The sequence below is a fragment of the Prochlorococcus sp. MIT 1201 genome (assembly GCF_047303415.1).
Taxonomy (GTDB): Bacteria; Cyanobacteriota; Cyanobacteriia; order PCC-6307; family Cyanobiaceae; genus Prochlorococcus; species Prochlorococcus marinus_D.
The window spans coordinates 1,622,660-1,648,260 of sequence record NZ_CP138947.1; the positions used below are offsets into that span (position 1 = coordinate 1,622,660).

32 protein-coding genes and 2 tRNA genes are annotated in these 25,601 nt (G+C 52.5%); 13 read left to right on the forward strand and 21 right to left on the reverse strand.

Going from position 1 to position 25,601, the window contains the following annotated elements; all coding sequences use genetic code 11:
- The first annotated feature begins 183 nt into the window (after positions 1-183).
- Positions 184-1,425 (forward strand): hypothetical protein, encoded by a 1,242-nt coding sequence (locus tag SIB41_RS07760; RefSeq protein ID WP_413358015.1) that lies wholly within the window; start codon positions 184-186, stop codon positions 1,423-1,425.
- Positions 1,426-1,438: 13 nt separating this feature from the next.
- Here the strand turns inward: SIB41_RS07760 and SIB41_RS07765 are convergent, their stop codons facing one another.
- Positions 1,439-2,686, reverse strand: coding sequence for an ABC transporter substrate-binding protein (locus SIB41_RS07765; RefSeq protein WP_413358017.1), 1,248 nt, complete (start codon positions 2,684-2,686; stop codon positions 1,439-1,441).
- Positions 2,687-2,911: 225 nt separating this feature from the next.
- On the opposite strand from SIB41_RS07765, the gene SIB41_RS07770 reads away from it, so the two are divergent.
- Positions 2,912-3,211 (forward strand): hypothetical protein, encoded by a 300-nt coding sequence (locus SIB41_RS07770; protein ID WP_413358019.1) that lies wholly within the window; start codon positions 2,912-2,914, stop codon positions 3,209-3,211.
- Between the two features lie 34 nt (positions 3,212-3,245).
- Here the strand turns inward: SIB41_RS07770 and SIB41_RS07775 are convergent, their stop codons facing one another.
- From SIB41_RS07775 to lipB, 4 genes are all read right to left on the reverse strand, one after another.
- On the reverse strand, positions 3,246-4,064 hold the full coding sequence (locus tag SIB41_RS07775; RefSeq protein ID WP_413358021.1) for an ion transporter: 819 nt from the start codon (positions 4,062-4,064) through the stop codon (positions 3,246-3,248).
- A gap of 521 nt (positions 4,065-4,585) precedes the next feature.
- Positions 4,586-5,029 carry a YlqD family protein gene (locus tag SIB41_RS07780; protein WP_063403467.1) on the reverse strand — a complete coding sequence of 148 codons (444 nt, stop codon included), beginning with the start codon at positions 5,027-5,029 and terminating at the stop codon, positions 4,586-4,588.
- 69 nt (positions 5,030-5,098) lie between these two features.
- Positions 5,099-7,093, reverse strand: coding sequence for an AMP-binding protein (locus SIB41_RS07785; protein WP_413358023.1), 1,995 nt, complete (start codon positions 7,091-7,093; stop codon positions 5,099-5,101).
- Between the two features lie 26 nt (positions 7,094-7,119).
- The gene (gene lipB / locus SIB41_RS07790; RefSeq protein ID WP_413361471.1) at positions 7,120-7,851 is read right to left on the reverse strand and encodes a lipoyl(octanoyl) transferase LipB; all 732 of its coding nucleotides are present in this window, start codon (positions 7,849-7,851) and stop codon (positions 7,120-7,122) included.
- A 12-nt stretch (positions 7,852-7,863) separates the two neighbouring features.
- Between lipB and hpf the strand changes: the two genes are divergently transcribed.
- From hpf to SIB41_RS07815, 5 genes are read left to right on the forward strand one after another with little or no spacing between them, the layout of a single operon-like run.
- A complete protein-coding gene (gene hpf / locus SIB41_RS07795) occupies positions 7,864-8,451 on the forward strand; it encodes a ribosome hibernation-promoting factor, HPF/YfiA family (RefSeq protein WP_011826750.1) in 588 nt (195 codons plus the stop codon).
- A 15-nt stretch (positions 8,452-8,466) separates the two neighbouring features.
- Complete coding sequence (gene deoC / locus SIB41_RS07800) at positions 8,467-9,150, forward strand: deoxyribose-phosphate aldolase (RefSeq protein WP_413358025.1); 684 nt, start codon at positions 8,467-8,469, stop codon at positions 9,148-9,150.
- Positions 9,147-9,950, forward strand: coding sequence for a DNA repair protein RecO (gene recO / locus SIB41_RS07805; protein ID WP_413358027.1), 804 nt, complete (start codon positions 9,147-9,149; stop codon positions 9,948-9,950). The genes deoC and recO overlap by 4 nt, the downstream gene beginning before the upstream one ends.
- The gene (locus tag SIB41_RS07810; RefSeq protein WP_413358029.1) at positions 9,937-11,352 is read left to right on the forward strand and encodes an MFS transporter; all 1,416 of its coding nucleotides are present in this window, start codon (positions 9,937-9,939) and stop codon (positions 11,350-11,352) included. Before recO ends, SIB41_RS07810 begins: the two co-directional genes overlap by 14 nt.
- 30 nt (positions 11,353-11,382) lie before the next feature.
- Complete coding sequence (locus SIB41_RS07815; protein WP_413358031.1) at positions 11,383-12,564, forward strand: glycosyltransferase family 4 protein; 1,182 nt, start codon at positions 11,383-11,385, stop codon at positions 12,562-12,564.
- 1 nt (position 12,565) lies between these two features.
- On the opposite strand, the gene proC is transcribed toward SIB41_RS07815, so the two are convergent.
- From proC to SIB41_RS07855, 8 genes are all read right to left on the reverse strand, one after another.
- Positions 12,566-13,390: a pyrroline-5-carboxylate reductase gene (gene proC, locus SIB41_RS07820; protein ID WP_413358033.1), complete on the reverse strand. Its 825-nt coding sequence runs from the start codon at positions 13,388-13,390 to the stop codon at positions 12,566-12,568.
- Between the two features lie 7 nt (positions 13,391-13,397).
- On the reverse strand, positions 13,398-13,982 hold the full coding sequence (locus tag SIB41_RS07825) for a cell division protein SepF (protein ID WP_413358035.1): 585 nt from the start codon (positions 13,980-13,982) through the stop codon (positions 13,398-13,400).
- Positions 13,983-14,109: 127 nt separating this feature from the next.
- On the reverse strand, positions 14,110-14,787 hold the full coding sequence (locus SIB41_RS07830) for a YggS family pyridoxal phosphate-dependent enzyme (RefSeq protein ID WP_413358037.1): 678 nt from the start codon (positions 14,785-14,787) through the stop codon (positions 14,110-14,112).
- A 7-nt stretch (positions 14,788-14,794) separates the two neighbouring features.
- Complete coding sequence (locus SIB41_RS07835; RefSeq protein WP_063419711.1) at positions 14,795-15,061, reverse strand: PipX family protein; 267 nt, start codon at positions 15,059-15,061, stop codon at positions 14,795-14,797.
- A 17-nt stretch (positions 15,062-15,078) separates the two neighbouring features.
- Positions 15,079-15,993, reverse strand: a complete 915-nt coding sequence (locus SIB41_RS07840; RefSeq protein ID WP_413358039.1) for an energy-coupling factor transporter transmembrane component T family protein — start codon at positions 15,991-15,993, stop codon at positions 15,079-15,081.
- Positions 15,994-15,996: 3 nt separating this feature from the next.
- Positions 15,997-17,364 (reverse strand): ribosome biogenesis GTPase Der, encoded by a 1,368-nt coding sequence (gene der / locus SIB41_RS07845; protein WP_063419712.1) that lies wholly within the window; start codon positions 17,362-17,364, stop codon positions 15,997-15,999.
- Positions 17,365-17,444: 80 nt separating this feature from the next.
- On the reverse strand, positions 17,445-17,936 hold the full coding sequence (locus SIB41_RS07850; protein WP_413358041.1) for a DUF1823 family protein: 492 nt from the start codon (positions 17,934-17,936) through the stop codon (positions 17,445-17,447).
- Between the two features lie 74 nt (positions 17,937-18,010).
- The gene (locus tag SIB41_RS07855) at positions 18,011-18,187 is read right to left on the reverse strand and encodes a hypothetical protein (RefSeq protein ID WP_413358043.1); all 177 of its coding nucleotides are present in this window, start codon (positions 18,185-18,187) and stop codon (positions 18,011-18,013) included.
- Positions 18,188-18,583: 396 nt separating this feature from the next.
- Here SIB41_RS07855 and SIB41_RS07860 point away from each other — a divergent pair, with 396 nt between their 5' ends.
- The gene (locus SIB41_RS07860; RefSeq protein ID WP_413358045.1) at positions 18,584-18,814 is read left to right on the forward strand and encodes a Nif11-like leader peptide family natural product precursor; all 231 of its coding nucleotides are present in this window, start codon (positions 18,584-18,586) and stop codon (positions 18,812-18,814) included.
- A gap of 297 nt (positions 18,815-19,111) precedes the next feature.
- Here SIB41_RS07860 and SIB41_RS07865 read toward each other — a convergent pair whose 3' ends face one another.
- Positions 19,112-19,516 (reverse strand): DUF1824 family protein, encoded by a 405-nt coding sequence (locus tag SIB41_RS07865; RefSeq protein ID WP_413358047.1) that lies wholly within the window; start codon positions 19,514-19,516, stop codon positions 19,112-19,114.
- Positions 19,517-19,818: 302 nt separating this feature from the next.
- Here SIB41_RS07865 and dusB point away from each other — a divergent pair, with 302 nt between their 5' ends.
- The gene (gene dusB, locus SIB41_RS07870) at positions 19,819-20,829 is read left to right on the forward strand and encodes a tRNA dihydrouridine synthase DusB (RefSeq protein WP_413358049.1); all 1,011 of its coding nucleotides are present in this window, start codon (positions 19,819-19,821) and stop codon (positions 20,827-20,829) included.
- 120 nt (positions 20,830-20,949) lie between these two features.
- Here dusB and SIB41_RS07875 read toward each other — a convergent pair whose 3' ends face one another.
- Complete coding sequence (locus tag SIB41_RS07875) at positions 20,950-21,600, reverse strand: DUF4079 domain-containing protein (protein ID WP_413358051.1); 651 nt, start codon at positions 21,598-21,600, stop codon at positions 20,950-20,952.
- Complete coding sequence (cobI, locus tag SIB41_RS07880; RefSeq protein WP_413358053.1) at positions 21,600-22,364, reverse strand: precorrin-2 C(20)-methyltransferase; 765 nt, start codon at positions 22,362-22,364, stop codon at positions 21,600-21,602. The genes SIB41_RS07875 and cobI overlap by 1 nt, the downstream gene beginning before the upstream one ends.
- 62 nt (positions 22,365-22,426) lie before the next feature.
- Here cobI and SIB41_RS07885 point away from each other — a divergent pair, with 62 nt between their 5' ends.
- Positions 22,427-22,984 carry a 1,2-dihydroxy-3-keto-5-methylthiopentene dioxygenase gene (locus SIB41_RS07885; protein WP_413358055.1) on the forward strand — a complete coding sequence of 186 codons (558 nt, stop codon included), beginning with the start codon at positions 22,427-22,429 and terminating at the stop codon, positions 22,982-22,984.
- A 14-nt stretch (positions 22,985-22,998) separates the two neighbouring features.
- Here the strand turns inward: SIB41_RS07885 and SIB41_RS07890 are convergent, their stop codons facing one another.
- Both SIB41_RS07890 and aroQ read right to left on the reverse strand, forming a co-directional pair.
- Positions 22,999-23,613 carry a tRNA-(ms[2]io[6]A)-hydroxylase gene (locus SIB41_RS07890; protein WP_063399728.1) on the reverse strand — a complete coding sequence of 205 codons (615 nt, stop codon included), beginning with the start codon at positions 23,611-23,613 and terminating at the stop codon, positions 22,999-23,001.
- The gene (aroQ, locus tag SIB41_RS07895; protein WP_413358057.1) at positions 23,610-24,059 is read right to left on the reverse strand and encodes a type II 3-dehydroquinate dehydratase; all 450 of its coding nucleotides are present in this window, start codon (positions 24,057-24,059) and stop codon (positions 23,610-23,612) included. The genes SIB41_RS07890 and aroQ overlap by 4 nt, the downstream gene beginning before the upstream one ends.
- 24 nt (positions 24,060-24,083) lie before the next feature.
- Here aroQ and SIB41_RS07900 point away from each other — a divergent pair, with 24 nt between their 5' ends.
- The 3 genes from SIB41_RS07900 (at position 24,084) to SIB41_RS07910 (ending at position 24,332) form a co-directional block, all read left to right on the forward strand.
- Positions 24,084-24,206 (forward strand): hypothetical protein, encoded by a 123-nt coding sequence (locus SIB41_RS07900; protein ID WP_255327626.1) that lies wholly within the window; start codon positions 24,084-24,086, stop codon positions 24,204-24,206.
- Positions 24,169-24,250: transfer RNA gene (locus tag SIB41_RS07905), tRNA-Tyr, on the forward strand. Before SIB41_RS07900 ends, SIB41_RS07905 begins: the two co-directional genes overlap by 38 nt.
- 10 nt (positions 24,251-24,260) lie before the next feature.
- A tRNA-Thr gene (locus SIB41_RS07910) sits at positions 24,261-24,332 on the forward strand.
- A gap of 167 nt (positions 24,333-24,499) precedes the next feature.
- Here the strand turns inward: SIB41_RS07910 and SIB41_RS07915 are convergent.
- The 3 genes from SIB41_RS07915 to SIB41_RS07925 form a co-directional block, all read right to left on the reverse strand.
- Positions 24,500-24,769, reverse strand: coding sequence for a DUF1651 domain-containing protein (locus tag SIB41_RS07915; RefSeq protein WP_011129573.1), 270 nt, complete (start codon positions 24,767-24,769; stop codon positions 24,500-24,502).
- A gap of 48 nt (positions 24,770-24,817) precedes the next feature.
- Complete coding sequence (locus tag SIB41_RS07920; protein ID WP_041374894.1) at positions 24,818-24,997, reverse strand: hypothetical protein; 180 nt, start codon at positions 24,995-24,997, stop codon at positions 24,818-24,820.
- Positions 24,998-25,280: 283 nt separating this feature from the next.
- Positions 25,281-25,508: a hypothetical protein gene (locus SIB41_RS07925; protein WP_413358059.1), complete on the reverse strand. Its 228-nt coding sequence runs from the start codon at positions 25,506-25,508 to the stop codon at positions 25,281-25,283.
- Positions 25,509-25,601 lie beyond the last annotated feature (93 nt).

A 25,601-nucleotide genomic window follows, 5' to 3' on the forward strand; every position in this document is an offset into this window, starting at 1 on the left:
CTACCTTTTAATGCTACTAGCTATATTTTTAAAAGCTCTAGAACCTGTTTTTGTAGCTAGATTAGGCACTAGAATAAGTCGTTAATGCACAGCATGATAGAAATGCTAGAGTGTAACGGCGAGGATCGTAAGAGTCTAGCTTACTAAGCTCAAAAACAATTGGTCATTCTTGCCAAAGCTTAAATGCTGATAAGACTGATTCGCCACTTAACCAGAAGACACCCCTGGGCACTTAGCTTATGGGAGAACAAATATAGCTGGAACTCAGTTCTCATCTCAGGCTTTCTCATTGCCGTAATATTAGTCACTTTATTTTTAAATTCAGAAGAACAAGCCGTATCCACTCGTGAGGTACTCAGGCTAACAAGTTCTCCACATATCGTTAACTTATCCAAGCCATCCTTAAATCGTGGCAAACCTCTTAGTGGTTTAGAAGTGATTAATGACGCTGAATTACTGGCCAAAACCAAATATCAAATCAACGCAGGGGTATACGTAGTTAATAATTATGATATCGATTTAACAACTCCAGGCTTCTCAAGCAAAGGCTATATCTTTATGAATTGGAATAAGGCGTTGCAACAGTATTTAGAGTCGGAGGACATGTCAATCTTAAATATAATCAAATTCAAAAATGATATCAATCCAGAGATTACTGATATCGCCCCCAAAGGAGATGCAGCTCCAACAAGACTTGAAGATGGAAACTACAGCCAAACTTTTGCTTACACAGGAGAATTCTATATCGATAACTTTAATATTTCTCGCTACCCTTTCGACGCCCTAAGCTTGCCAATAGTACTTGAGACTGATGACCCAGACGGAAGACTTACCTATGATAGCTTACGCATAATCCCTGACATAAGAGACAGTGGAATCGGAGGATATTCGAGTTTAATAGGCTGGCATTTAGATGGATGGTCAATTGGAGAATATCGTCATCATTTAGCTACGAGCTTCGGAAGTAACAACAAAAGTAGCGCGGAATATAGCCAATTAATTTTTGATGTTACCTATGGGAAGTCACCCTGGTCATCCTTCTGGAAATTAATACAGCCATTGCTAGTTGTTATGGCATCAATTATTTTAATTACTCGTGTCAAATCAGAATACAACCTGGAAATCCCCCTAGCCGTTCTACTAACTCTTGTTTTTATGCAGGAAGGTTATCGTTCTGGACTACCTGAACTTCCTTATTTAACTTACCTAGATCAGATCTTTGTACTTTGCTATATCGCTTCACTTCTTAGCTTTGCACTTGTTCTATATACCCAAGATTGCAGAGTTAGGATGAAGGAATCAAACCAGGAGACTAGGCTAAGGATTGCAAAAAAGCTCACATTACTAGAAAAAAGCTGGCCTCCTGTCTCTCTATTAGTATTATTATTATCCATGGCGATTTGTTGGATTGCCATCACTACCTAAATCTAGCTGTGGATCATGGTTGCCATGGATCGGTGCCAAGAAATACCAAGTCTACTTCTACACCCCCAGAAATAAGACCATCATTTTGATCCAGCAATGCATCTCTCAGACTTGATCGATTGATAACAGGCGAAGCTTTTCGTAAGGCTGATACAAGCTTCCTCGCGATCAGATAGCCTTCCAAGCTCACAAAATCAAATTCAGCATCTGAATCAACCTGTCGTAGATCATGTTGATAGTCTCGCACTATGGGATTGCGAAGGTCCCATGGGAAAGGAACGACTTGTGTAACGCCTATCCCAAATGAAGTATGACGGGGCAACTCTTTGATTAGTGACTTAGTACCTGTGAATGAAATCGTCATAACTTGGGGGTAGCTACCTTGTGAATTAAGATTCTGAATAAGACTGGCGACTGTCTGGTAAGTTGAAATCGCAATAAGAGCATCGGGCTTACGAGCTTTAATTTCTTTTGCTGCATTACCCGTGTCTCTTGAATTTCTTACTAGAGGAACACTTATCACTGGCGATAGCTGATGAGTATCAGCCAATTCCTCTAAAAGACTATTTAATACATCTTTTCCATAAGAATCATTTTGATATCCTATTGCGATGCGAACAAATCCATCATTAACCAAATAATCAACAATCCTTTTCGCTTCATCCGCATAACTAGCGCGATGATGAATTGTGTAGGCATTATTTTCTCCACGCAATACACTTGCTCCAGTGAATGGTGAGATAATATCAATTCTGGCAGCCTTAGCTAGTGGGAGTGAAGCTTTTGTCGTTGGTGTGCCGATATAACCAAATAATCCAAGAAGTTGCGAGTAACCAACAAATTGACTGGTATTATTATAAGCATTTTCTGGTTCATAGCCATCGTCTAATCTCCATATCATGATCGGTCGACCATCTATACCACCTTGATCATTGACCTTTTTAAGATAAAGGTCAATGCCTTTGATAAAATTCCTACCCAGCTCACGTGCAGGGCCACTAAGAACAAGTGATTGGGCAAAGATCAAAGGTGGGGGATCCATTCTAAGCAACTTATGGATATTGCTATTTGAGACTTCTCCGTTTAAGAGGCTATCTATCTCTGATACACGGTCTTCTTTTAATTGATATTTTCTAGACAATCTCCAGCTGCGGCCTTCTTCGAGATTATTTGTTCTATTCATCACCCACGGAGCTGAAACAACTACGCAGCATAAAAATAGCAAGTAAAGAATAGTCGCCTTCCGATTTTTCAGGAGCATCAGTTTCCTGGCAAGACCAAGCCTACTCAATATAAGCTCTCCTATTTAAGAAAAGAGGCTTGATTAAGACAAGCAAAAAAGAACCTCTAAAGCCAATACTTAAGCGATAGTAATCTTCCCTAAAAGGAAGCTTGGAATTTGATCATAAAGTACATTTAAAATACAGACGTTCAAAAAAGACCCCTATCATGCATCTGCTGATCCCGAAGAGTACAAAATGCTTCATTGCGCAAACCAAATCACATAGCCGCATCGCAAATATGCCTGTTATTAGCTGTAGAGTTACAAACCTTCCCGAACTTGTTTATTTTCAACTTTGAAGACAAGTATCTCTTTTATGAATCTCCTTTTATCACCATCATAGTTGTTCGCTCAGCAATGGAATTAGTGGGCTCTATATCCCCTAGAAAGAATAATCAAGCTATCAATCTTTATAAGCCAAAACAAGCTTATTTTCACAATAAATCCAATAATATCGCGAGCATTAAGCAAAGAGATAAGGAATTAAAAGCTAGCAATGATTGAGTCATACGCAAGTAATTTGTGCACATTCTTAGAATCATTGAGCTGCGGAATCAACTAGATTCTCTTGTTGAACTATCTTCTCATTCTCAATTCTCTTCTTCCTGAATGATTCGCTAAAACCAGCAGCAAGAATTCCTACTGGTATCGCGATGACACCGATACCCATCAATGCTGTTGCAGACGCAATCACCTTGCCAAGCCCAGTCACAGGGATGGCATCTCCATAACCAACTGTTGTCACTGTCATTATCGCCCACCAGATGCATCGAGGTATTGATCCAAATAATTCAGGCTGTAACTTTGACTCAGTCAGATACATAAAGGTGCTACTTAATAGCACCAACATGAGGGTATAGGTTGCTGATATCTGCAGTTCTTGAGTCTTTGATTTGATTGCCTGATTAAAATAATATAGACCTTCTTTAAACCTCCTAGACCTACCTATCTTGCCAATTCTTACAAGTCGAAAGACTCTTAAGGTATAGAGCTCTGGACTGATTATCCCTAGGAAAGTAGGCAATATAGCGATCACATCAATCATTGCCAATGGCGACAACACATAATTAATAATTCCCCTCATTCCTTTCCCATACCTGCCATCTAGAGGCGAAACCCATAGCCTAATGCAATATTCAATACAGAATAGAATTGCAATTATCCAGTCTAATCGGATCAAATGGTCTCCATACTTTGCCTGAATAGCCTCCTCAGTAGCAATAATGGAAAAGAAGATTGATATTATAATTGCAGCAGCTATAATTCTATTAAAGGCAGACGTCCTTTGCTTAGGGCCAGTATCGACAACCTGCTTGTAAAGCATCTGGCGTATCCTTCTCATGGCATCAACAATCAATTGCTAGTTGCTAACAATAAACCACTCATGCATACATTGAGAACCTAGCCAAGCTGCCGAGCTTGTAAACCACATTGGCTAAGCATTAGCATGTTCTCCAGATCTCTGCCTGAGAGTCCTCAGTATTTCCTGCAACATACTTGCACTGTATCCGGACGCTAAATGATATGAAATATGTAGCCAGCAAGGAGTCAAGTTTAACGTATTTATCAAAAACCACTTAGAAAAACAACATCCATCCATCGTAAGATGTGCCCGAAGGTATCAATAATTTTATCAGACTTTTAATCCTTGGATCAATATATTGCCGATGCGCATAAGTAATCAAGAAAGGAACGCCTCTAAATTGAGAGGCAATTACTTGAAGTAGCTCTTAGGCATTAAATCATCAGAATTCAGACAAGACGTATCTAAAAAAATCCAATCCAAAGACCTATGGCCTAAGGAAAAGGGGGCTTGCGTTAACTCCAAAGTTTGTATCTAACATTATTTTCAACACTTAAGCCCAGTTTCAAAGGAGGTCAGGCCCCCTCTATCTCCTCCACAACACCGTCGCGTACAACCACAGACACCTGCATCTTCTTCACCAGGTTGTCACCCACGCTCAGGTCACAAAAACTTTCAATCTGACCCTGCTCAACAATCTGCTCCATCTCTAGTTCGCGCACCTGCGCCTGCTGCTGAAGCAGGTTGCGCTTCTGTTCCTCCAACTCACTGCGCTTGCCAGCAACCTGTTGCTGCACCTGGGCCACCTGCTCCTGCACGCGTGGGTCGAGGGGATTAGCACTCTGGCGACGCACCTCATCAACCACCTGCTGACCTTCCTGCTCCAACTGGGCCAACTGCTGATCGGTGGTGGCAATGGCGTTGCTGAGCTCACGCTCAGCCTCCTCCTTCCAATTTGGTGTAACTACCGCGCGAACAGTAATCGAGCGCTTAATCGAAAGGGTCGTGCCTTCGGACATGAAAGTGATGAGTAAGGGCTAAGGGTCTCAGCCTGTGACCATGAGGTCAACTGCCAGCTGAAAACGCAATCAACAGCGACCATAAAGGGCGGCAATCAATGCCCCATCTCGGAGCGTGATCCGATCGCGCCGCTGCTTGAGAGTCTGAGTCAGCAAACCGTTCTCGATCGTGAACGCCTCCACCAGAGCAACACCCGCCAAGCGTTCATCTGCCCGAGAGCCTGAGCGCTGAGCCAGCAATCGATTGAGTTCGCCGCGCAGCAAGCGTCGCAACGCCTCATCCCCAGGAGATCCACTCAGGCCAGTCTGCATCGACAATCCCTGATCCTCTGCCCAAGCCAGCATTTCCTCCTCCCTAGGCACCACCAGTGCAGCAAGCTGCCGCTCGTCCTGGCCCACAAGCATCACCTGTTCCAACAGTGGACTCGCAACCAATGCCGCCTCCAACGGACCAGGCTCGATGTTCTCGCCACTACTGAGCACGATCGTGTCTTTAGCGCGACCAGTCAGCACCAAGGAGCCATCGGGCAGCAACATTCCCAAATCACCGGTATCAAACCAACCCTGCCCATCAAGCACCTTGGCTGTGGCCTCTGGTTTCCTCAAGTAACCCGCCATCACTTGAGGCCCCCGCACCAACACACGGCCACGTTGACGGAACATCAAGTCCACGCCGCTTTCAGGGTCCACGATCCGAAACTCAGTATCAGGAAGAGGCGGTCCTGAACTGCCACGAATATTGCGCCAAGGCCTTCGGCAACTGACGACTGGGCTTGTCTCAGTGAGGCCGTAGCCCACCAGCAGCTCCAGCCCAACCGCCTCAAAGAAGGCATCCACATGGGGTGCAATCGCTCCACCACCATTAATCGGAAAACGTAGCCGCCCACCACAGAGCTGATTCAACACCTTGGGCCAGAGCAGAGCACCCGCCAGACCATGCAAAGGCCAGCGCAGCGTTGCCTCCAACAAAGCCAGCGTCCGGGTGGTCAAAGGCAGCGGCTCCAGCAGCAGATTTCGAGACCTTCGCCAAGCCTTTCGTTGCGAGCCACTGTTGGAAAGGGCCATCCGCAGCAAGCGTTGCCGTCCTGTTGGCATACCCTTAACCGCTTCATCAAAGCCCGCCTGAATCGCCTCCCAAAGCCGCGGCACCGTCGCCATCACGATTGGTCTGACCCGCGGCAGATCCCGCTTCAATTGCTTGATCGTGGTGTAGCTCTGGGTACATGCACACGAAAAGAAGTAATACTCCGCGCTGCGTTCGTAGGCATGCCAAATCGGCAGCACACTCAACACCGGCGCACCCGGAGAGGGGAAAGCGACACAAGCCAAGCACCTCATCTGATGGAGGAGGTTGGCGTGGCTAAGGGGCACACCCTTTGGCTGCCCTGTTGTTCCAGAGGTGTAGAGAATCGTGGCCGTCACAGTTGCCGCTGAGCCGGAATCGCGATCCTTCAAGGGATCTGGTGCAGGCTGACCCGCTCCTGCAGCAAGCAGTTCCTGCCACCCCATCACGCCATCAGCGGGCTCACCTTCAAGCTGTAAAACCAAGCGCAAAGGCCTGCGCTGCTCATCGGTAAGGGCAAGCTTGTGCCACAACTCGGCGTTCTGTACCACCAAGGCAGCAGCGCTTGAATCCGCGAGGATGTAGCGCAGCTCTTCCAATGGAGCAGTCGCTCCTCGCACTGCATTAGCAGCACCAGTGCGCATCAAACCTTGATCCGCAATCAACCAACGGGGGCTGTTTTCAGCAAAAAACGCCACCACATCTCCAGCGCCGATGCCGAGATGGCTGAACGCAGCAGCAGCCAAAGCGATCTGCTCAGCAAGCTCTCCATAGCGAAAGCGTTCAGGATGAGTCGCATGAGGAGCATCAACCGCCAGGATTTGGCCATGCTTCTGCGCCAACCAAAGCCAGATCTGATCAACGCGGCCCATCTGGGAGACATGACCCTGATGCGCTAATCCATCTTCTTCATGTCGCGAAGGGCGCCAAACCGCCTTGGCTAGAGAACCCTCATGGTTGTCGTCTTTCAACCTGCTACCTGCTGCTACCTCATCTGACATCTTCAATGCAAACAGGGCTAAGAGCGCTAAGCATCGGACGCAAATGCCCCTGGCTTGGCCAGAGGCTCTGGGATCTGCCAACCCAAACCGAAACGGTCACTCAGGCTCTGACGCATCAGAGGCTGCACCTCCGCCACGGTGAGTCCAGGGATCCATTGATTCAGCCGACCCACCTGGTGACCCACCAGGCCGCAGGGGACAACGGCGGAGAAGCTCTCAAGATCACAATCCACGTTGAGAGCCAAACCATGTTGAGTAATCCAGCGACGACACCCCACGCCAATCGCAGCCACCTTGCGACCTTCCAGCCATAGCCCGGTGAGTCCGTGCAAGCGCTCACCTGCTAATCCCAAAACAGCCAAAACATCAATCAATACCTGCTCAAGCTGACGCAGATACCAATGCAGATCGGTTTGATAGCGCCGAAGATCCAACACGGGATAGACCACCAACTGCCCAGGCAAATGGTGGGTCACCTCACCACCTCGATCAATGCGATGCAACGCAGCAGGTGGATTGTTGGCATCAAACAGCAGATTGGCCTCGCTTGCACCGCGACCGAGGGTGTAACAAGCCTGATGCTGCAACAGCCAAACTGCCTGCGGAGCAAGGGGTTTGGCAAACAACTGTTGCTGCCACTGCTGTTGCCAAAGCCAAGCCATCTCGAAGGGCACTGGCTCACTGCACTCAAACAGAAAAGTCGATCGGGATTGTGCCGATGTAGAGGTAGTACCTAACTTGCCGATATCAATCGGCACCGGAGGGATGCCATGAAGCTGCTGATCCATGGTCGCAATCTTGAACTAACGCCTGCCCTACGCGAATACACGCAATCAAAACTGGAGCGGGCGATTCAACATTTTGAAGACATGGTTAAGGAAGCTGATGTGCACCTTTCAGTCGCCCGAAACCCGAGCGTGCCTCAACAGACTGCCGAGGTCACCGTTTTTGCTAACGGCACGGTGATCCGCGCTCAAGAACGCAGTGAAAACCTTTACGCCAGCATTGATCTGGTAGCCAGCAAGCTCTGCCGTCAACTACGCCGCTACAAGGAACGCCACAGCGATCACCACCACAGCCCCGGGCATCGAGCCTCGTCAACGCCAACCACCGAAGCGGTGATCGATGAAGCCCCGATCGATGGTTCACTACTCGATGGCAAGGAGGCCCACCTCCCTAGCCCAGGCGTTAGGCGCAAATACTTCGCCATGCCGCCAATGAGCGTCGAACAAGCCCGGCATCAACTAGACCTGATCGACCATGACTTCTACCTGTTCCGCGAACAAGAAAGTGGCCAATTGCAGGTGATCTACCGACGTAACCATGGCGGCTACGGGGTTATACAGGCTCGAGATTAAGCATGAGCGATCTTGATGCCTGGACCCTCTCAGCAACGTGAATTACCGGATCTAGCACCACTGATCAATCAGGCACTGCTCGATCCCCACCTTGATCAAGAGGTCCTGCAGCAGAGCTGTGATGCAGCACGTCACTTCGGCTTTGCAGGTGTATGCACCAACCTCAATCGCCTGCAGGCGGCGCGCGAACGACTTGGTCCTCCAGGTCCAACGCGGCTGATTGCCGTGATCGCTTTTCCCTTCGGCGCCATACCAAGCACCCTCAAACAAGCCGAAGCGGAATGGGCCGCCGAGCATGGAGCTGAAGAGCTCGATGTGGTTCCAGACTTCTGGGCCCTCAGCCAAGGCCGAGCAGAACTCTTTGCCGAAGAACTCGCCGAGATCTGTGCACTAGGGCTGCCTGTCCACGTCATCCTCAACATGGCCCTCCTGCCGGCGGATCGCCTGAGCTTGGCCGTCGACGCCGCCATCGATGCTGACGTCAGCGGGCTGCAGAGTGGGAATGGTTTCGGCCCAGCAGTAACGGCAGCTGATATTCGTCTGCTGGCAAACCTGGCTCGTGGTCGTTGCGGAATCAAAGCTGCCGGGGGGTTACACACTCTCGATCAAGCCCTCGACATGGTGGAAGCAGGCGCAACCCGTCTTGGCACCAGCCAAGGCCCAGCCCTCATGCAGGCACTACGCCGTGGCCAAACGTGAGTGGAGAACGACGCCTCAACGGCCTCTCTTTGAAGGTGGGACCTCTCGGGGAACATGATCGACTTCTCACTCTGCTCAGCGATCAAGAAGGAGTGACCCGTCTGGCCGTACCTGGGGCGCGACGACCACGCAGCAGCCTTGCAGCAGCAGTGCCACTCAGCTTGCTGGAGCTGCAAGTCGCAGGACGCCGAGGCCTAGCAAGGGTGCGGCAACTCAAGGTATTGCGCAGCTTTAACAGTGTGGGGAAGCAGCTAGAGACACTGGCTGCTGCCCAGGCCCTTGCAGAACTCAGCCTGATGTTGGTGGCAGGCAACGATCCTCTACCTGGCCTGCTCAACACACTGCTGATGCATCTCGAACGACTCGAGGCCCTCAGCCAAGCCCAGCCAGCGCAGCCAAACACAACCCTGGCCTGCAGCGTGCAAGCGTGCGTGCATTTGCTTGCTCTAGGCGGCTATGGCCTGCCAGTACAGGAATGCTGTCGCAACGGCACAGCGCTGGAGCCACCCCTGGGCCAATGGGAATGGCGCTGCAGTTTGATGCCAGAAGAGGGTTTTGCAATCGGCGCCCTACCCGGCGCAGCACTGCAACTGAATCCCTCAGAGCTAGCCCTATTGCAGCGGCTGCTTCGCCCTGCCCTGCCCATGCGACGCGATGGCGGGTTAATGGGTCCGCCAGAGGTGTGGCTGCGGTTGCTCGCGGTAGTGGAATGCTGGATCCGCACCCATCTGCAACATCACATGCGAGCTCTAGGGATGTTGCGCGAGGCCATCATCAGCTCAGGCGATGGGCGATCATAACCGCGGCACCACAAGCATCTTGAGCGGTCCAACTCTAAACAGCCCCGAACCGACCCTCCCAACCGGCTCGAATCCAGAAGGACGCCGCGGATTGGCAGCGGTGATCAAGCTGGATGGCTTTCGCCGGCTGTGGATCGGTCAGATCTTCTCCCAACTGGCCGACAAGTTCTACATCGTTTTGATGGTGTACCTGATTGCCCAGTACTGGGTGAGCAGTACCCCGCAAAGCAATGAGGCGCTTGCAGAGGTGGCGGCGGCGATCCGGATGGATTTCGAAACCCGCGCCCAAAAGATCACCCTGCTTGCCACAGGCATTTATGTAGCCAACACCATTCCAGCAATGTTGCTGGGAACCGTGGCGGGTGTCTGGGCTGATCGCTGGCCGAAACGTCGCGTGATGGTGGCCTCCAACGCACTGCGTGCTCTGCTGGTGGTCTTGGCCCCAGCTTGTCTCTTGCCAGGTCCCCATTGGATGGGTCTCAGCTGGGGGTACTGGGCACTGCTGGTGATGACCTTGCTGGAGTCAGTTCTCACCCAATTCTTCGCGCCAGCCGAGCAAGCAACCATCCCTCAACTGGTGCCAAAGGAACATCTCCTGGCTGCCAATTCCCTGTATCAAGCAACCAGCATGGGCGCCACGATTGTGGGCTTTGCCCTTGGTGATCCAATCCTGCGTCTACTCAAACAAGCCTTCCTCTCCCTAGGACTCAATGGAGGGGAATTCCTGCTCCTACCGTTCTGCTACGGCATGGCAGCGATCAGCCTCAGCACGATCCAGATGCAGGAGCAGCCCCGCGACAGCTCTAGAGAAAGTGTCTGGAAGGAAATCGGCGATGGTCTGCAGGTGCTTCGTCAACAGGCTGCTGTGCGAGGGGCCATGCTCCACCTTGTTGTGATCTATAGCCTGCTAGCCGCCATGTACGTGCTGGCGATCACCTTGGCAGGTTCGATCAAAGGTTTGGGGCCAACTGGTTTCGGCATGATCTTGGCGATGAGTGGAATTGGAATGGCCCTGGGGGCTGTGGTGATGGCCCAAACCGGCCACCGCTTCAACCGCCGCAACTTGTGCGCAACCGGCCTGGGCACAATCGCCTGCACCCTGGTGCTGCTGGGGGGAGTGCTTGGTTCTCTGGGACCAACTCTTTTGCTATGCGGCTTGCTGGGCGTGGGAGCAGCCCTTGTAGCGATTCCAGCCCAGACCACCATTCAAGAAGACACGCCAGAAGCACAGCGCGGCAAGGTGTTTGGTCTACAAAACAACCTCATCAACATCACCCTGAGTCTGCCTCTTGTGCTGGCTGGCGCTCTGGTCAGCAGCTATGGGCTCGTGCCAGTGCTGTGGTTGCTTGCTGCACTTGCCCTAGTAGCAGCTTTATTAGAGCGCCCTTGGCAGCGCTGCTAGCTTTCACATTCGGCAGGAGGATTGCAGCAGGTGGCTCACATTGCCTGGCTAGGCAAAAAAACACCGTTCTGCGGCAACGTCACCTACGGTCTCAACACGACTGAGGCCCTCAGACAACGCGGCCATCAGACCAGTTTTATTCACTTCGACAATCCAGGCGGCCTTAGCAACGGCGAGAGCGCACTGTTGGCCAATGACCCAGAAGTAAGCCTGCCATACCTGGTGAAATCGCAGGTTTACACCATTCCCTTCCCAGGAGCGCAGCGAGAACTCAGGGAATCATTAGAAAGGCTGCAACCCGATCTCGTTCACGCCAGCCTCACCCTTTCCCCCCTCGACTTCCGGCTGCCAGAACTCTGCGAGCAAATCGGTGTGCCATTGGTGGCAACCTTCCACCCACCATTTGATAGCGGCATGCGCCACCTCACGGCTGGCACACAACAGCTCACGTATCAGCTCTACGCCCCTGCCCTGGCTCGCTATGACAAGGTGATCGTCTTCTCCGAGCTGCAAGCTGAGGTTCTTACCAAACTTGGAGTACAGGAACAACGACTCGCCGTGATCCCCAATGGCGTCGATCCTGAATGTTGGGCACCAACAAGTCCCCAATGCAGCAACCCAATGCAGCAAGAGGTGCTTGGACGTGTGGGAAATGAACGAATTTTCCTCTACATGGGACGCATCGCAGCAGAAAAAAATGTGGAGGCACTGCTGCGCGCTTGGCGGCTGGTAGAGACCAAGGGCTGCCGACTGGTCATCGTTGGCGATGGCCCTCTGCGTTCGACCCTGCAAAACAACTCAACCCCAACGAAAGAAAACGACGTGCTCTGGTGGGGCTATGAGTCAGATCTCAATACCAAGGTGGCCCTACTGCAATGCGCTGAAGTCTTCCTCCTACCAAGCCTGGTCGAAGGTCTGTCTCTGGCACTGCTAGAGGCCATGGCAACAGGTACAGCCTGCGTGGCCACTGACGCCGGGGCTGATGGGGAAGTGTTGGATGGCGGTGCGGGCATCGTCTTAAGCACACAGGGTGTCACCAGCCAATTACGCACCCTGCTGCCGGTGCTCCGCGATCAGCCCGTACTCACAGCCGAACTGGGTCGCCGCGCCCGTATGCGCGTGCTGGAGCGATACACCATCACCCGCAACATCGATGACCTGGAAACGCTCTACCGCGGCTTATTAGGGGCGACAAAGATGGCGGCGGCCTAACTCAAGCCAGTTCACGGCTACGTTGAGCAGCTGCAACAACCGCCTCAATCAAAGCAGAACGAACCCCGGCCCGCTCAAGCTTGCGCAGTGCGGCAATCGTGGTGCCACCCGGAGAGGTCACCATGTCCTTAAGCTCCGCAGGATGCAGTTTCTGCTGCTTAAGCAAGGCTGCTGTGCCAGCAAGGGTGCGATGGGCAAGATGATGGGCCAAGGACCTCGGCAGGCCTGCCGCTACCGCACCATCAGCCATCGCCTCAACCACCAGTGCCACATAGGCAGGGCCGGATGACGTCAACGCCAAAAAAGCATCCAACTGCGACTCCGGCAATTCCAGCACCTCGCTCACCGGCAAAAACAATCGCTCAACAGCTAGGCGTTGCTCTGGCGTGACTCCCTCTCCCCAAGACAATCCAGTGAGCCCAGCGCCTACCAAGGCAGGGGTATTTGGAACGGCACGCACACAGGCATGAGCGGGGAAAGCCTGCTGCAAACGAGCCAAGCTCACGCCAGCAAGCACAGAAATCAACAGCTGCGGCCTATCTGCAGTTTGCTTAAGACGAGCTGCTGAAGCCACTATCTGATCAAGCTGCTGCGGTTTCACCGCTAGTAATTGAATGGGCGCCATCCATGCCTCTGCCGCAGTGGGATCATCTGCAGCTTTCAAACGCAGACCGATTGGCAGCTGATCTGCGAGACGTTCAACACTTGCGCCACTGCCCACAACCGCAACAAGCTGCTGCGGAGCAAGCTCTCCCTGCTTCAACAGAGGCAAAACAAGAGCCTGAGCCATTCGACCCAGGCCGATTACCCCCAAAGAGCAGGGCATGGAGTGATTAGAGGCCACCAGCGCTGCTGACCTCCCAGGCCGGAACAGGCGCCACACCAGTTTGTTGAGACGATGACCGTACTGAATCGTGCTCCTGGCTCACCATCGATGGTGCAGAAGCCTCGTCATAACTGGTATTGGAAACCGTGACACAACTAGGAGCAAAGAGAAAAATGCTCTCTCCTACCCGCTCTTGGTGACCATCAATGGCAAAGGTGCCACCAGCAACAAAATCCACCGCACGCTGCGCCTGATCAGGTTCCATCATCGTGAGATTGAGGATCACAGTCTTGCGTTCTCGCAGGGCCTGAATGGCACGAGGCATTTCATCAAAACTCCTTGGTTCCATCAGGTTCACCTCAGCAGAAGTCGAACCAACCCCTGGCATACCAATCACATTGGAACCGGAGAAACCCCCGCCGAGATCAAAAGGGCTGGAGTCTGATGGCGTCGCCAAAGCACCGCCACTGGCATGATCACTTCTGTGATCAGCATCCATATGGTCATCGGTGTCGTAATCGAGGTCGTCGTAATCGCTGTCGAGATAGTCATCACCAGCGACGACAGCACGAAGACGGGAAATAAGCGACACCGGTGGGATCCTCTCGCGATGATGTGAACGTAAATCGGCTTAAAACCGACTGAAGGCAAGTTCCCCTTAGAGGAAGACTGCTTAACCTGATACCTAAATAGCGCTCTAAGCAGGCCGGGGCAAGGGTTTAGACAGCATTAATGTCATCTACGGAAGAAGACTTAGCCATTGAACGCGCGCCAAAGAGAATTGACCCCAGCCGTAACCAGGTAGCCCCTGCATGCATAGCTTCAAGCCAATCACCGCTCATTCCCATCGAGCAATCAGGCAAACCAAGCTGATCTGCAAGTTCACGGCACTGCCGAAAAAGCTCCTGGCGTTGCTCGAGTGAAAGCTCTATAGGAGCCATTGTCATCAGACCAATCAACTGCAAATGAGACAACTGGATCAGATCGGGCCAGGCCTGCTTGAGCTGCTCTTGAGAAAAACCACCCTTAGAGGGATCATTCCGAAATTTGACCTGCAACATCACCTGCGGGCAGCACTGCTCTTCAGCAGCAATTCTTGAAATGCGTTCTGCCAAAGCCAGAGAATCCACGGAATGGATCACGGCAAAGGATCTCACTACTCCCCGCACCTTGTTCGCCTGTAGACGTCCAATGAAATGCCAACGCAGACCTTTGAGATCAGCCAAGGCCTCCAACTTGGGCAAAGCCTCCTGCAAGCGACTCTCTCCAAAATCCTGCTGACCAAGCTCGGCAAGTTGACGGATCAAGGTTGCGGAATGCCCCTTACTCACAGCCAAAAGATGAACTCCATCAGCAAGCCGATCAACCAGATCGTGCCAACGAGCAGACAACGTCACATCAACCTCAGATAAAGGTCTGAGCAAACAACTGCTGCCAACTCTCGAACTCAGGGGAGCGATCACGCCGACAATGGGTCAGATGAAGTTCGGCGTAATGGCGCGCGTCTTGATAGGGAATCACCTCAAACTGCGCCCCTCGAGGTTGCAAGGTGACGAGAAAAAACATCCTCTGGGCATAGAGCGTGGCGTAAACGTCTCGACCATCGCCGGCAGGGGCCACGAGATAGAGCATTCCGAACGTGGGGTGATTGAGATAGCGCTCGGCGCTCACCTGCAACAGTTCATCATCTACAAAGCACCGTACTTCCCACGCAAGCCAAGCACAAATAGCAGCAACATTGCCGAAGCGATGTTGAGCCAAAGGGACGCTCCAGTCAATAACACCTGAGGGCGGAACTGATCGGGCGGCAACCAAAGACCTCCACGAGCAAGCAAAGCTTCTGCTCCTTGCTCAGCTCGCAAGAGAATGTTGGCTAAGAGGCGTTCTCCCACTGAGAGAATCAAAGCAAAGGAGGCCTTGAAACCCAACTGCCGCAAGTTCACGGCTCGGCTAGCGAGAGACCGTAAGAGGTTCTGCAACTCCTCTTGCACCAGGGGTAGAAAGCGCAAGGCAAGCAATAACTGAAAGCTAAGCCGATCGACAGGTACACCAATCAAGGCCAGCGGTGCCAGGCACCAGCTCAGAGCCCAAACCAAATCTTCCGGCTGGGTGGTGAGCAACATCAAGTTGACGCTATGCACCACAGTGAAGATGAGAGTGGAGGTGTTTAATCCCAACTCAGCAGAACGATGACTAACCACAAAGGGCCCCAATGCCAAAGGACCAAGGCGCAGGGGACCAAGCCGCAGCAACTCCCAAGACAGACTGGTCACACTCGCCCCCGGCAGTTCCTGCGGCGATCGCACAGCAAGGGTGGCTGCGTTTTCCCCCGTCGGCAACATCATGGCGAACAAGCCCACAAGAGCGCCCAGAAACAGCAACAGCAGCAACGATCGCCACCAGATCCGCACCGGCAGACCACTGGCCAAGGTGATCAAGAGAAGCGCAACAACCAAACCAATACGCCACAACGAGCCAGCCAGTACTGGAGTGAGCAGGAACATCAACACCCAGGCCAGCTTCAAACGGGGATCGAGACGACGCAACCAACCGGAGTTGCCAGCCACGTACTGCCCGATCGGAAGCTGACGCAACCAGTCCATGACCTATCCCAAACGGTTCTGCTGACGAGCCAGCTCGCGTTCGGCAGCCCGTTGCTGTTTCCCGCGCCAAAACAGCTTCAAGGGAGTGCCATCAAAACCAAGCCCTTCTCGTAACTGCCGTTCCACATAGCGGCGGTACGTATCGCCAAACAACTTCGGGTCATTGACAAACAACGTGAAACTAGGCGGCCTGCTCGCCACTTGAGTGCCGTAATAAAGGCGTCCCTGGCGACCCCCACGGGACGTGGGTGGACTACGCCAACTCAAGGCTTCCTTCAACACCTCATTCACCACCGAGGTGCTCACCCGACGACGGTGCTGCTCAACTGCCAAGGCGGCCAAAGCAAAGATACTTTCCACCCGCTGCCCAGTGAGTGCAGAAGTGAACAACATCGTGGCCCAATCGAGAAAGTAAAGCTTGGCGCGCAGCTCTTTTTCAACCATCGGCATGGTGTGACTATCTTTCTCAACCGCATCCCATTTGTTCACCACCAGCACGCATGCGCGGCCATCATCTTCAATCCTGCCGGCCAAGCGCTGATCCTGCTCTGTGACCCCATCAAGGGCATCAATCACCAACACACACACATCGCTGCGTTCAATCGCCTTAAAACTCCGATTGATGCCAAAAAACTCAGGGCCGTAATTCACACTGCGCCGACGGCGTATGCCAGCTGTATCGATCAGTCTCCAATGATGGCCTTCACGTTCAAGACGTGTATCGATGGTGTCGCGGGTGGTGCCACGAATCGGGCTAACAATCGCGCGTGGCTCACCACAAATGGCATTGAGCAGGCTTGATTTACCCACATTGGGCCTGCCAATGATGGCCATCTGAATCGGTTCATCCTCTTCTGCCTCCTCATGCTTTGGCGGCAGAAGAGAGAGCACACGATCGAGCAGATCACCTGTGCCAGCACCATGGATTGCAGAAATCGGGAAAGGCTCTCCCAGGCCAAGACGCCAAAACTCGGCCGCCATCGCCAAACCCTGGTCTGGCGATTCGCACTTATTTACTGCCACCAGCGTGGGGCATGGTTGCGTGCGTAACCATTCAGCGATCGACTCATCTGCAGCCGTAACACCCTGCTGACCATCAACAATCACCAGTGCTACAGAGGCTTCCGCCAGAGCCAAGTTGGCCTGTTCGCGAATCTCAGGCAAAAACTCACTGTCGTCATCAAAAACCAAGCCACCGGTGTCGACCACCTTGAACTCACGATCCCCCCAAAAACCATCCTGATAGGTGCGATCGCGGGTGACGCCAGGCTTGTCATCAACAATCGCCTCGCGACTGCGACAAAGTCGATTCACCAGCGTGGACTTGCCGACGTTGGGGCGACCGATGATGGCGACAATCGGACGCGCCACTTGGCTGAATCCTTGCAATCATTCTCGACCCTACAGAGGCATCAAACCGAGACGGGGTGATGCAGCTCTGCAATCAGGGTTCACTCAACAATCGGATCGCCAGGATGCCCTTTAACGGGGTCAAGGGGAGGGTCAAGACGTTGCGGCAAGGGGGCTTCGGCGGGAAGAGCGTCTCCCCGTTGCGCCAACCAGGCCAGCAACCAATTAACAGCCGTCGCACGACGGGTGCGACGAGGGTAGAGCTCATCAATGCGATAGCCAGCGAAATCAAGCTGCTGCTTTAAAAGCTGTTTGTGTTCTTTTGCGATCGAGCGGGTGAGCTGTACAGCTGCCGGCCGCTGCGCAATCACAGGCGGGGCAGTGGGGAAGGCATCACGCCAGGGCTGCGGCGTTTGGGGCCCGGCAGACCAAGCAGACGTTGAATCAGCGCCGGGTTGATAGCCAAGCCGCTCCCAGATCAATTCGGAAACAAACCGATCGCTCAGACGATCTTCGAGAATCTGGATTAATAGAGCCCTGCTAAGAGGCCAAGTCAGAGACGGATACTGCAAAGGAATTTCAGAGCAATTCAAGACCTAAATAAGAAGCAAAGCCAATTTCACCGCTCACAATGATTGTATGTGGAACCAGACCAAGGTTTCTTCAATCAGATGTAGTCAATCACATCATCAGCGAGAAACTCACCCTTATCCACATCCAGCAAGGTGTTGTGAATGCCATCTGCTGTGAGCAATAGATCATCACCAACTTGCGTCAAGGAAAGCTCAACTCCATCGGCTACACAGATGCGATCGTATTCAGCGATTGAAAAGGCGATGATCACATCATCGCCTTTTCAACATCAAAACCAAACAGCCAAGATCCTTATTGCCTCAAATCAAAGCTAGAGATGCTTGCTAAGGAGTGCGCTGGCGTATCTTAAACAGGATGAAACCGCCATAAAGCAACATCAAGGTTGCCATCCCACCAACAACAAGCAGGGTAGAAGCGCTCAGAGAATCAAGCATAAATTTTATTTTAGGTTGACTGTCAAGAGTAATCGAGATTGAGAGGCAAGCCATGGGCAAAATCGGGAAGAGCTAGGCAAGCAATAAGAACTCATTAACCCAATCAATCGCTCGCCACAGTCAACATCAGCAAAGCCAAATACTCCACGATTGGCACTTGATCAATTTAAATTCGTCGATACGATGATGCAGCTTAACTACCTACAGACGGCATGTCTGAAGCACATCTCAAGGCATTCATGACCATGCTGCGTGCGTGCCCATCTTTAGAGCAGAAGCTAAAAGCCGAAGGAACGGATGTATTGATGCTTGCCAAAGCTGCTGGTTATACGGTCACGATGGAAGATTTAGAAAAAGGCATCTTTGAATACTCAGGCACAGAGCTTTCACATGATGAGCGTGGATATTTCAGCAGTGGCTATAGAAAAGAAATCAACGGATGAATACCAAATCAATTTTTAGCAGCAACAAAGAGAAAAGGGCAGTAATCACAAATACATAGTTCAGGAACGAGTTTGATTGATTTTAAAGAAGATAAAAGCAATTAACAAGACAAAGCCCAGCAGCGTACCCGCCAATAGATAGTAAAAATACGAAACGGGCACATCGAAGAGAATGGGAAGAGGCATTACAAAAAATGTTTAGACAAATTATAATGGCTAATTCCTCTAATTTGCTAATCGTGCATCCCTTCTGTTGATCATGAAACCGAATGAATTTAATTCAATCTCAGAACAAGTTCAATCCTTAATTCTAAAAAAGTCTAATGGGAAAGGGCCTAGGGTGTCTGCTTCTTTTTCTTCATTATCATGTTGGCAACTGAGCAAGACACCTTCACCTAAGCCATGCTCGATGCGTACATGGATATCACCGGTCTTTTGATTCGCCTTAAGAAAGACAGGCCCTTCGCCAGCAGGCTTATCAACGACATTCATGGCAGACCAATTAAAACGAGATTCCATCTCTCGTAAAACAAAAATTGCCAAGCTAGAGGAAGGGGCCATGATTCCCACTGTGAACCAATCAGCGTCGCCCATAGAGGCACAAAGCTGATCAAGCAAATGCTTCGATTGTGTCGCATCAAGATCAGGAGCCGAACGGAGACCATCGAGATCCTTTAATGACTTAATCACCAGCTCAGACATGTCACAAAGGCTACATATTCTTGTAATCATTATAGCATAGATATGCCATCAAGGATGTGGAGACATGATGGTCTTTGACAAGCAAAAATGACTTTCCAGAAAGCCAAAGTTATACTTGCAATCCAATTTTTGTCCCACGATAACAAGCGAAAGCTTCTCCAACCGACTCATTCTCACACCTCATTTAGCCCACCATCAATGATACGAAAACCAAAAATTCTTATTTTTAGAGAACGCTCCCTTGAATGAAGAGAGGCCATTCTCTCTAGGATATTGATCCGATCACTCTGATCATCAACATTGTGCCTGAACTCAGCCTGCCCGGCAGGGGAACAACAAGGGCACTGCGCTGCAGAGTACTGCAATCGCCCCTTGCAGGCGTGAGTGATCAGATCTTCCGAAGCCTGGTTCGGCGCTGGGCGCCAGATGCATTGTTATTCACGGAAATGGTCAATGCCACCAGCCTGGAGCTGGGCCACGGCCAACAGAAAATCGACGAACTCGCCAATGAAGCCGGGCCCATCGGCGTGCAATTGTTCGATCACAGCCCAGAAGCAATGGCCGATGCTGCACAACGAGCAGAGGCTGCTGGTGCCTTCCTGATCGACATCAACATGGGCTGTCCTGTGCGCAAGATTGCACGCAAGGGCGGTGGCTCTGGTCTGATCCGTGACCCACAACTGGCGGCAAAAATCGTGAGCACTGTTGCTGCAGCGGTCAAAATCCCAGTCACCGTGAAGACAAGGCTGGGCTGGTGTGGCAGCGATGCAAAACCAATTGAATGGTGCCAATCACTCGAGCAGGCCGGCGCCCAGATGTTGACATTGCATGCTCGAACTCGAGAGCAAGGCTTCAAAGGCTCAGCTGATTGGCACGCCATCGCTGCCGTCAAAAGCGCACTGCAAATCCCCGTGATTGCCAATGGCGATGTCAAGAGCGACATAGATGCCAAGCGCTGCCTAGCGATCACTGGAGCCGATGGCGTGATGGTGGGCAGAGGCTCGCTGGGAGCGCCATGGCTTGTGGGCCAAATCGATGCAGCACTATCCGGCCTACCAGTGCCTGCAACGCCTGGAGCGGCAGAGCGACTCACCATTGCTCGTGAACAACTTGAAGCGCTGGTTCAAGCAAAGGGGGAACATGGCCTCTTAATTGCCCGTAAACACATGGGATGGACTTGTAGCGGCTTCCCCGGCGCATCAAAACTGCGCCATGCCCTGATGCGTGCACCAACGCCAACGGATGCCATATCACTGTTAGAGCAAGCCAGCGCAGAACTCATAACGGCATGGCCAGAAGCGACCAACGCCTAATCCAGCCTCAAGTTGCGATCAAGCCGCTACCAAGCCACATCCAATCACCCAGCCAATATCACTAATCAATCGCCGTCATCAACTCAACGGCTCATCATCCAGTTGCGATCAATGGCCTGCTCAAGCTGCTAAGAGATTACGTGTGCCTGTAATCGCCTGAACTGCAAGCAATACAGCAACCAACACGTTGGCGTAAACATGCAGTCGTCGCATCGAGAGATGACGAGCAATCTCAGGTTTGGCTGCCACCGAGGCAATTAACAACCCGCTCAGTAACACACCGCTCCAGTAGTGGGAGCGCCAAAAGTCTGCATCGAAAGGGTTGTCTGTGAGGCGATTGATCTCCGGTTGTGCTCCCAGCAGCAGCAATGCCAACCAGCAAGCGAGGCCCAACAGCGCACGCGCAGCAGGGCGCCTCACCTTGAGGAGACGGAGGTAGATCACCACAGTGCCCAACTCTGCAAAGGCCAAGGCCACGAGTCGACCAACGCCAGCCAAGCCCCCAGGAGCCGCCTCGAACCAAGCGGCCAAATAGCTATGAAAAAAGGCGATTAACACTGCCACCAACACACCTCCGGCAACCCAGCGGCCATGCTCGGCATGTTCAACAGGTACCGAGGCAGGCAGCGGATTGATCTGCAAGCGCCGCTCGCGAGCCAAAGTGCCAAGCCGAATCGTGGCACCCACCACGGGATAGACAAACAAAATGATCAGCACGGGGTGCAACAAGCCAAACCACTGCATGGCGGTTAAAGAGAGAGCACTCGACATCAGGGCATCACCTCCGGCCAGCCTTGGCGCACCAACAACAACGAAAAATAGGGCTTAGCTGTTGCGGGCACCTCGCTGGCCTGCAACACCTGCTGATCGGGCCAGCCCAAATGCTGGGCAAAGAGTGCTGATTGCAATAAATTCCGCTCTTCGAGCATGGGCCTCACCCAGGCCCAGCGGTGCGCCAACTTGAGCAACGCCAGAACACGCCCAGAACCAGCCGCATCCTCTAGTAGAACCTCGAGCTCGCTGGATTGATCGGGGGTCGGCAACAGCAAAAGTTGTTCCTGCTGCATCGCCAAGGGCCAGTTACCTGCAGCAGCGGCGGCGGCAACGGCCGTGACTCCTGGGATCAGCCGAACCTGGCAATCAGGATGATGCTTCTTGAGAGCCAGCAAGATGTAAGAGCTTGTGGCAAACAGAGACACATCACCCTGACAAAGCACCACCACTCGCTCTCCTGCAGCAACGGCAGTTGCCAGTTGATCACTAGCCTCTCGCCAAGCCTGCTGGCGCGGTTCAGCGGCAGCCACCATCGGAAAAAGCAATGGCAGTTGGCGTTGCTCAGCACGAATCCATCGCGAGGCAATGCTCGCCGCCATCCCTTTGCTCCCTTGCCGTGCCACGGGATAGGCCACAACAGTGGCCGCTTCAATCGCCTCAATGGCAGCCAGGGTCAACAGGGCAGGATCACCAGGGCCCACCCCGACCAAGGTGAGAGCTGTAGTTGAAACAGCAGGGCTCGACAAAGCCGAACGAAACATTCAGCCGTCGTTCTAAGACGCCACGATCAAGATGGCTGCAAAGACCCCTTCAACCTCTGGGAATGAGTCGCCTCAGCATCCACCCCGAAGGCAGCACCAACGCCACAAGCCCGGCGGAACCCTTATTGGAGAGCGATGATCCTGCAGTGATCAAAGTCGAGCTGGCCAAACGGGGCATTGAATTCCAGCGTTGGCCAGCCAAAGTCAAGCTCGATCAGAACTCAAGCGAATCCGACATCCTTGCGGCCTACGCCGCCGAGATCGCCCGAGTGCAGGCTGATGGCCGTTACCCCACGGTGGATGCAATCCGAATCACGCCAGACCACCCCGATCGTGAAGCGCTGCGCCAAAAATTCTTAGCCGAACACACCCATGCCGAAGACGAAGTTCGCTTCTTTGTAGAAGGGTGTGGCTTGTTCTGCTTACACATCGGCGCGGAAGTGCTGCAAGTGCTCTGCGAACAAAACGACTGCATCAACGTGCCTGCCGGAACTCGCCATTGGTTCGATATGGGCAGCAAGCCACAGTTTTGTGCTGTGCGCTTCTTCGATAACCCAGAAGGCTGGATTGCAAACTTCACAGGGGATGCGATCGCCGAGAGATTCGCCAAGCTGCCATGAGGCTGAAGTTGGCTTCAGCTATGCATGCGTGGCTGAGGATGCAAATTAGCGAGGATCCCTGCCTCCACCTCTGCCAACTCCTGCAAACGAGCAATGATCAGCTCACGCTGAAAACGCTGCTCACAGAGCCTCCAATAGAGGCCAAAATGACGCGCCTCACTCGCCAGCAGATCTGCATAGAGCTGACGCAACTCCAGATCAGCTAGGTGGGTGGCAAGCAACGACATGCGTTCATGGCTACGGGCTTCGATCAGCCCTGCCACCAGAAAACTATCGAGCATGCGCTGCGGTTCATCCCTACGGATCTGTTTGGCCAACACTGCGCCATAAGGGGGTGCAGCCAGAGGCTCCAGATACCGCCCTCTGGCCTTCAGCAACGTGAGCACACGCTCAAAATGCTCCAGCTCCTCTCTTGCCAAGGGGCTGAGAACTTCTGCGAGCCCAGGCTCACACAAGTAGCGAAACATCAATTGCACGACGGCACCGGCCGCCTTGCGCTCGCAATGAGCGTGATCAATCAGCAGCTCGAGCGGATGAGCAATCGCCTGCTCCAACCAAGCATCACTGGTGGGAGCCGCCAGCCATTTGATCGTGGCGTTTGACGTCTTAGCAGCAGCAAGAGCACTCATAGAACCTGCTGCGGCTGACGCAAATGAGCCAGCAGCCCTTCCAAAGCAAGGCGATAGCTCAATGCACCAAAACCGCTCACCACACCCACAGCGCGATCTGCAAGATAGGAATGATGCCGGAAGCCCTCACGGGCATGGGTATTGCTGAGATGCAACTCCACGTATGGAATCGCTGCTCCGAGCAGAGCATCCCGCAACGCAATCGAGGTATGGGTATAGGCCCCCGCATTGATCAGGATTCCTTGCACCTGGCCGATGGCTTGATGGATGCGATCCACCAAAGCACCTTCAAAATTGCTCTGGAAACACTCAAGCTGAACCGCTTCTGCCTCCGCCTGAGCGAGCAGGTCTGCCTCAATCGCTTTCAACGTCATGACTCCATAAAAACCAGGCTCTCGTTGACCGAGAAGGTTGAGATTGGGGCCGTTGAGCAGCAGCAGTCGCATGGCCCTGAAGCATGAAGGGGGTGAATGGATCGTATCGATCCCCACAAGACCTTCCCAGACATTCAGCCACAAAGGTGCGATCTGCTGGTAATGTCTGCAGGTGTGGTTCGGGTCGGTGCCCGAGTGGTTAATGGGGGCGGACTGTAAATCCGCTGGCTCTGCCTACGTTGGTTCAAATCCAACCCGGCCCACCTTCCACATGCCCTTGTAGCTCAGTGGTAGAGCACTCCCTTGGTAAGGGAGAGGTCCCGGGTTCAAATCCCGGCGAGGGCATTGAACCCGGGACCTACGAAAATCCAAGGGCCGTCAAGAGGCCTAAAAGACTCTTTTGTTATGCCGATGAGGCGATTGAGATAAATCAAACCCATCTCCTGTTGTCAAGATCTTTCAAGCAGTTAGCAGGTTTTTAGGTCGAGGTGTTCTGGTTTGTTGTTGGTGTGTCAAGGGTCTAAGCCAAGCCCCCATTGCGGCTCAACACGGTGCCATCCATCTGCCCTCAGCTTGTTCCAGATTTCAACGGCATCACGCTTCGGCAAGTGCCTCCTGCTTTTGAGCAAAGCAGGAGAGCCGTCAGGCATTGCTCGCCCTTTATCCATAAACACAAACAGATCGCTGCTCCAAGACTTTTGATCGCGATGAAAGCGAAGGGACCAGTGCTTGTTGGGATCAATCAACCAACCTTCTGGCTCACATGCTGAACTGCCACCCATAACGCCCCTCAGTAGTAAATATGTATTACTGCAGGGACAGGGAGTGCGTCAAGCCCTCTTCGCCAACTCCTTGTAAGCCCAATAGCCACCGGCGGCAATAATCGCCAAAGGCACAAGGGCTCTAAGAACCGAGAGAGCAACAAAGAGAAGCAGAGAGAACGCACCGAATTTCTTGACGATTGTCTTTGTTTCGTCGCTCATCGCATCCCAACGCTCGATCAAAGACATGGTTGCTGGACTGCATGCTGATCTGCTTTCTACCCAATACCTCTTGCGATGCAACCTCAAGGGCAGCAATCAACAGGCGAGCCCAGTCTTGCTAGTTCGCTCAAAAGGCTCTTGATACTCAGCCAAGTCAAGTAAAAGCACTGTCTGGTTCACCCCAATGACATCCCAAAAGCCTTGGGCTATGGCTAGGGAAAGCCACTAGATCTCTTCTTGCACAAATGGGATACGGGCACGATGGAGACCCGTTGTGGCTCAGGGGGCCTTTCCACAGGCCCCCGCAAAATCAAGTTGGCTGCACTTGATAAACCTTTGAGCGGCCATTGCACTTCCTCACGCCCCAGGAAATAGGAGCCTTCGACTTCGTGATTTCTTGTTCAACACAGATGTTTTGATTATTTGCCCAGTGAGCGACAGGAGCCAAACTCAACGCAATAAAAGCAAGAGACAAAGCAGCTATTAACAGAGCAGCTGCCGTAACAACAGGAAGCACAACGCTTTTCAGTGTCTCCATTTCATTGGCCCGGGGAAGTCAATGCCAGCTTACGAAAGCTAGGAGGCCTTTTTAAGGCGCTGCCAACCCTATAGAACGCGATCAATATGTAAG

Bases quoted from the DNA above. Each gene is read 5' to 3' on its own strand.
- SIB41_RS07760 (WP_413358015.1), top strand. From the start codon at position 184: ATGCTGATAAGACTGATTCGCCACTTAACCAGAAGACACCCCTGGGCA.
- SIB41_RS07765 (WP_413358017.1), bottom strand. From the start codon at position 2,686: ATGCTCCTGAAAAATCGGAAGGCGACTATTCTTTACTTGCTATTTTTA.
- SIB41_RS07780 (WP_063403467.1), bottom strand. From the start codon at position 5,029: ATGTCCGAAGGCACGACCCTTTCGATTAAGCGCTCGATTACTGTTCGC.
- SIB41_RS07785 (WP_413358023.1), bottom strand. From the start codon at position 7,093: ATGTCAGATGAGGTAGCAGCAGGTAGCAGGTTGAAAGACGACAACCAT.
- hpf (WP_011826750.1), top strand. From the start codon at position 7,864: ATGAAGCTGCTGATCCATGGTCGCAATCTTGAACTAACGCCTGCCCTA.
- deoC (WP_413358025.1), top strand. From the start codon at position 8,467: ATGCCTGGACCCTCTCAGCAACGTGAATTACCGGATCTAGCACCACTG.
- SIB41_RS07810 (WP_413358029.1), top strand. From the start codon at position 9,937: ATGGGCGATCATAACCGCGGCACCACAAGCATCTTGAGCGGTCCAACT.
- proC (WP_413358033.1), bottom strand. From the start codon at position 13,390: ATGCCCTGCTCTTTGGGGGTAATCGGCCTGGGTCGAATGGCTCAGGCT.
- SIB41_RS07840 (WP_413358039.1), bottom strand. From the start codon at position 15,993: ATGGACTGGTTGCGTCAGCTTCCGATCGGGCAGTACGTGGCTGGCAAC.
- SIB41_RS07860 (WP_413358045.1), top strand. From the start codon at position 18,584: ATGTCTGAAGCACATCTCAAGGCATTCATGACCATGCTGCGTGCGTGC.
- SIB41_RS07865 (WP_413358047.1), bottom strand. From the start codon at position 19,516: ATGTCTGAGCTGGTGATTAAGTCATTAAAGGATCTCGATGGTCTCCGT.
- SIB41_RS07875 (WP_413358051.1), bottom strand. From the start codon at position 21,600: ATGTCGAGTGCTCTCTCTTTAACCGCCATGCAGTGGTTTGGCTTGTTG.
- cobI (WP_413358053.1), bottom strand. From the start codon at position 22,364: ATGTTTCGTTCGGCTTTGTCGAGCCCTGCTGTTTCAACTACAGCTCTC.
- SIB41_RS07885 (WP_413358055.1), top strand. From the start codon at position 22,427: ATGAGTCGCCTCAGCATCCACCCCGAAGGCAGCACCAACGCCACAAGC.
- SIB41_RS07890 (WP_063399728.1), bottom strand. From the start codon at position 23,613: ATGAGTGCTCTTGCTGCTGCTAAGACGTCAAACGCCACGATCAAATGG.
- aroQ (WP_413358057.1), bottom strand. From the start codon at position 24,059: ATGCGACTGCTGCTGCTCAACGGCCCCAATCTCAACCTTCTCGGTCAA.
- SIB41_RS07900 (WP_255327626.1), top strand. From the start codon at position 24,084: ATGGATCGTATCGATCCCCACAAGACCTTCCCAGACATTCAGCCACAA.
- SIB41_RS07915 (WP_011129573.1), bottom strand. From the start codon at position 24,769: ATGGGTGGCAGTTCAGCATGTGAGCCAGAAGGTTGGTTGATTGATCCC.
- SIB41_RS07920 (WP_041374894.1), bottom strand. From the start codon at position 24,997: ATGTCTTTGATCGAGCGTTGGGATGCGATGAGCGACGAAACAAAGACA.
- SIB41_RS07925 (WP_413358059.1), bottom strand. From the start codon at position 25,508: ATGGAGACACTGAAAAGCGTTGTGCTTCCTGTTGTTACGGCAGCTGCT.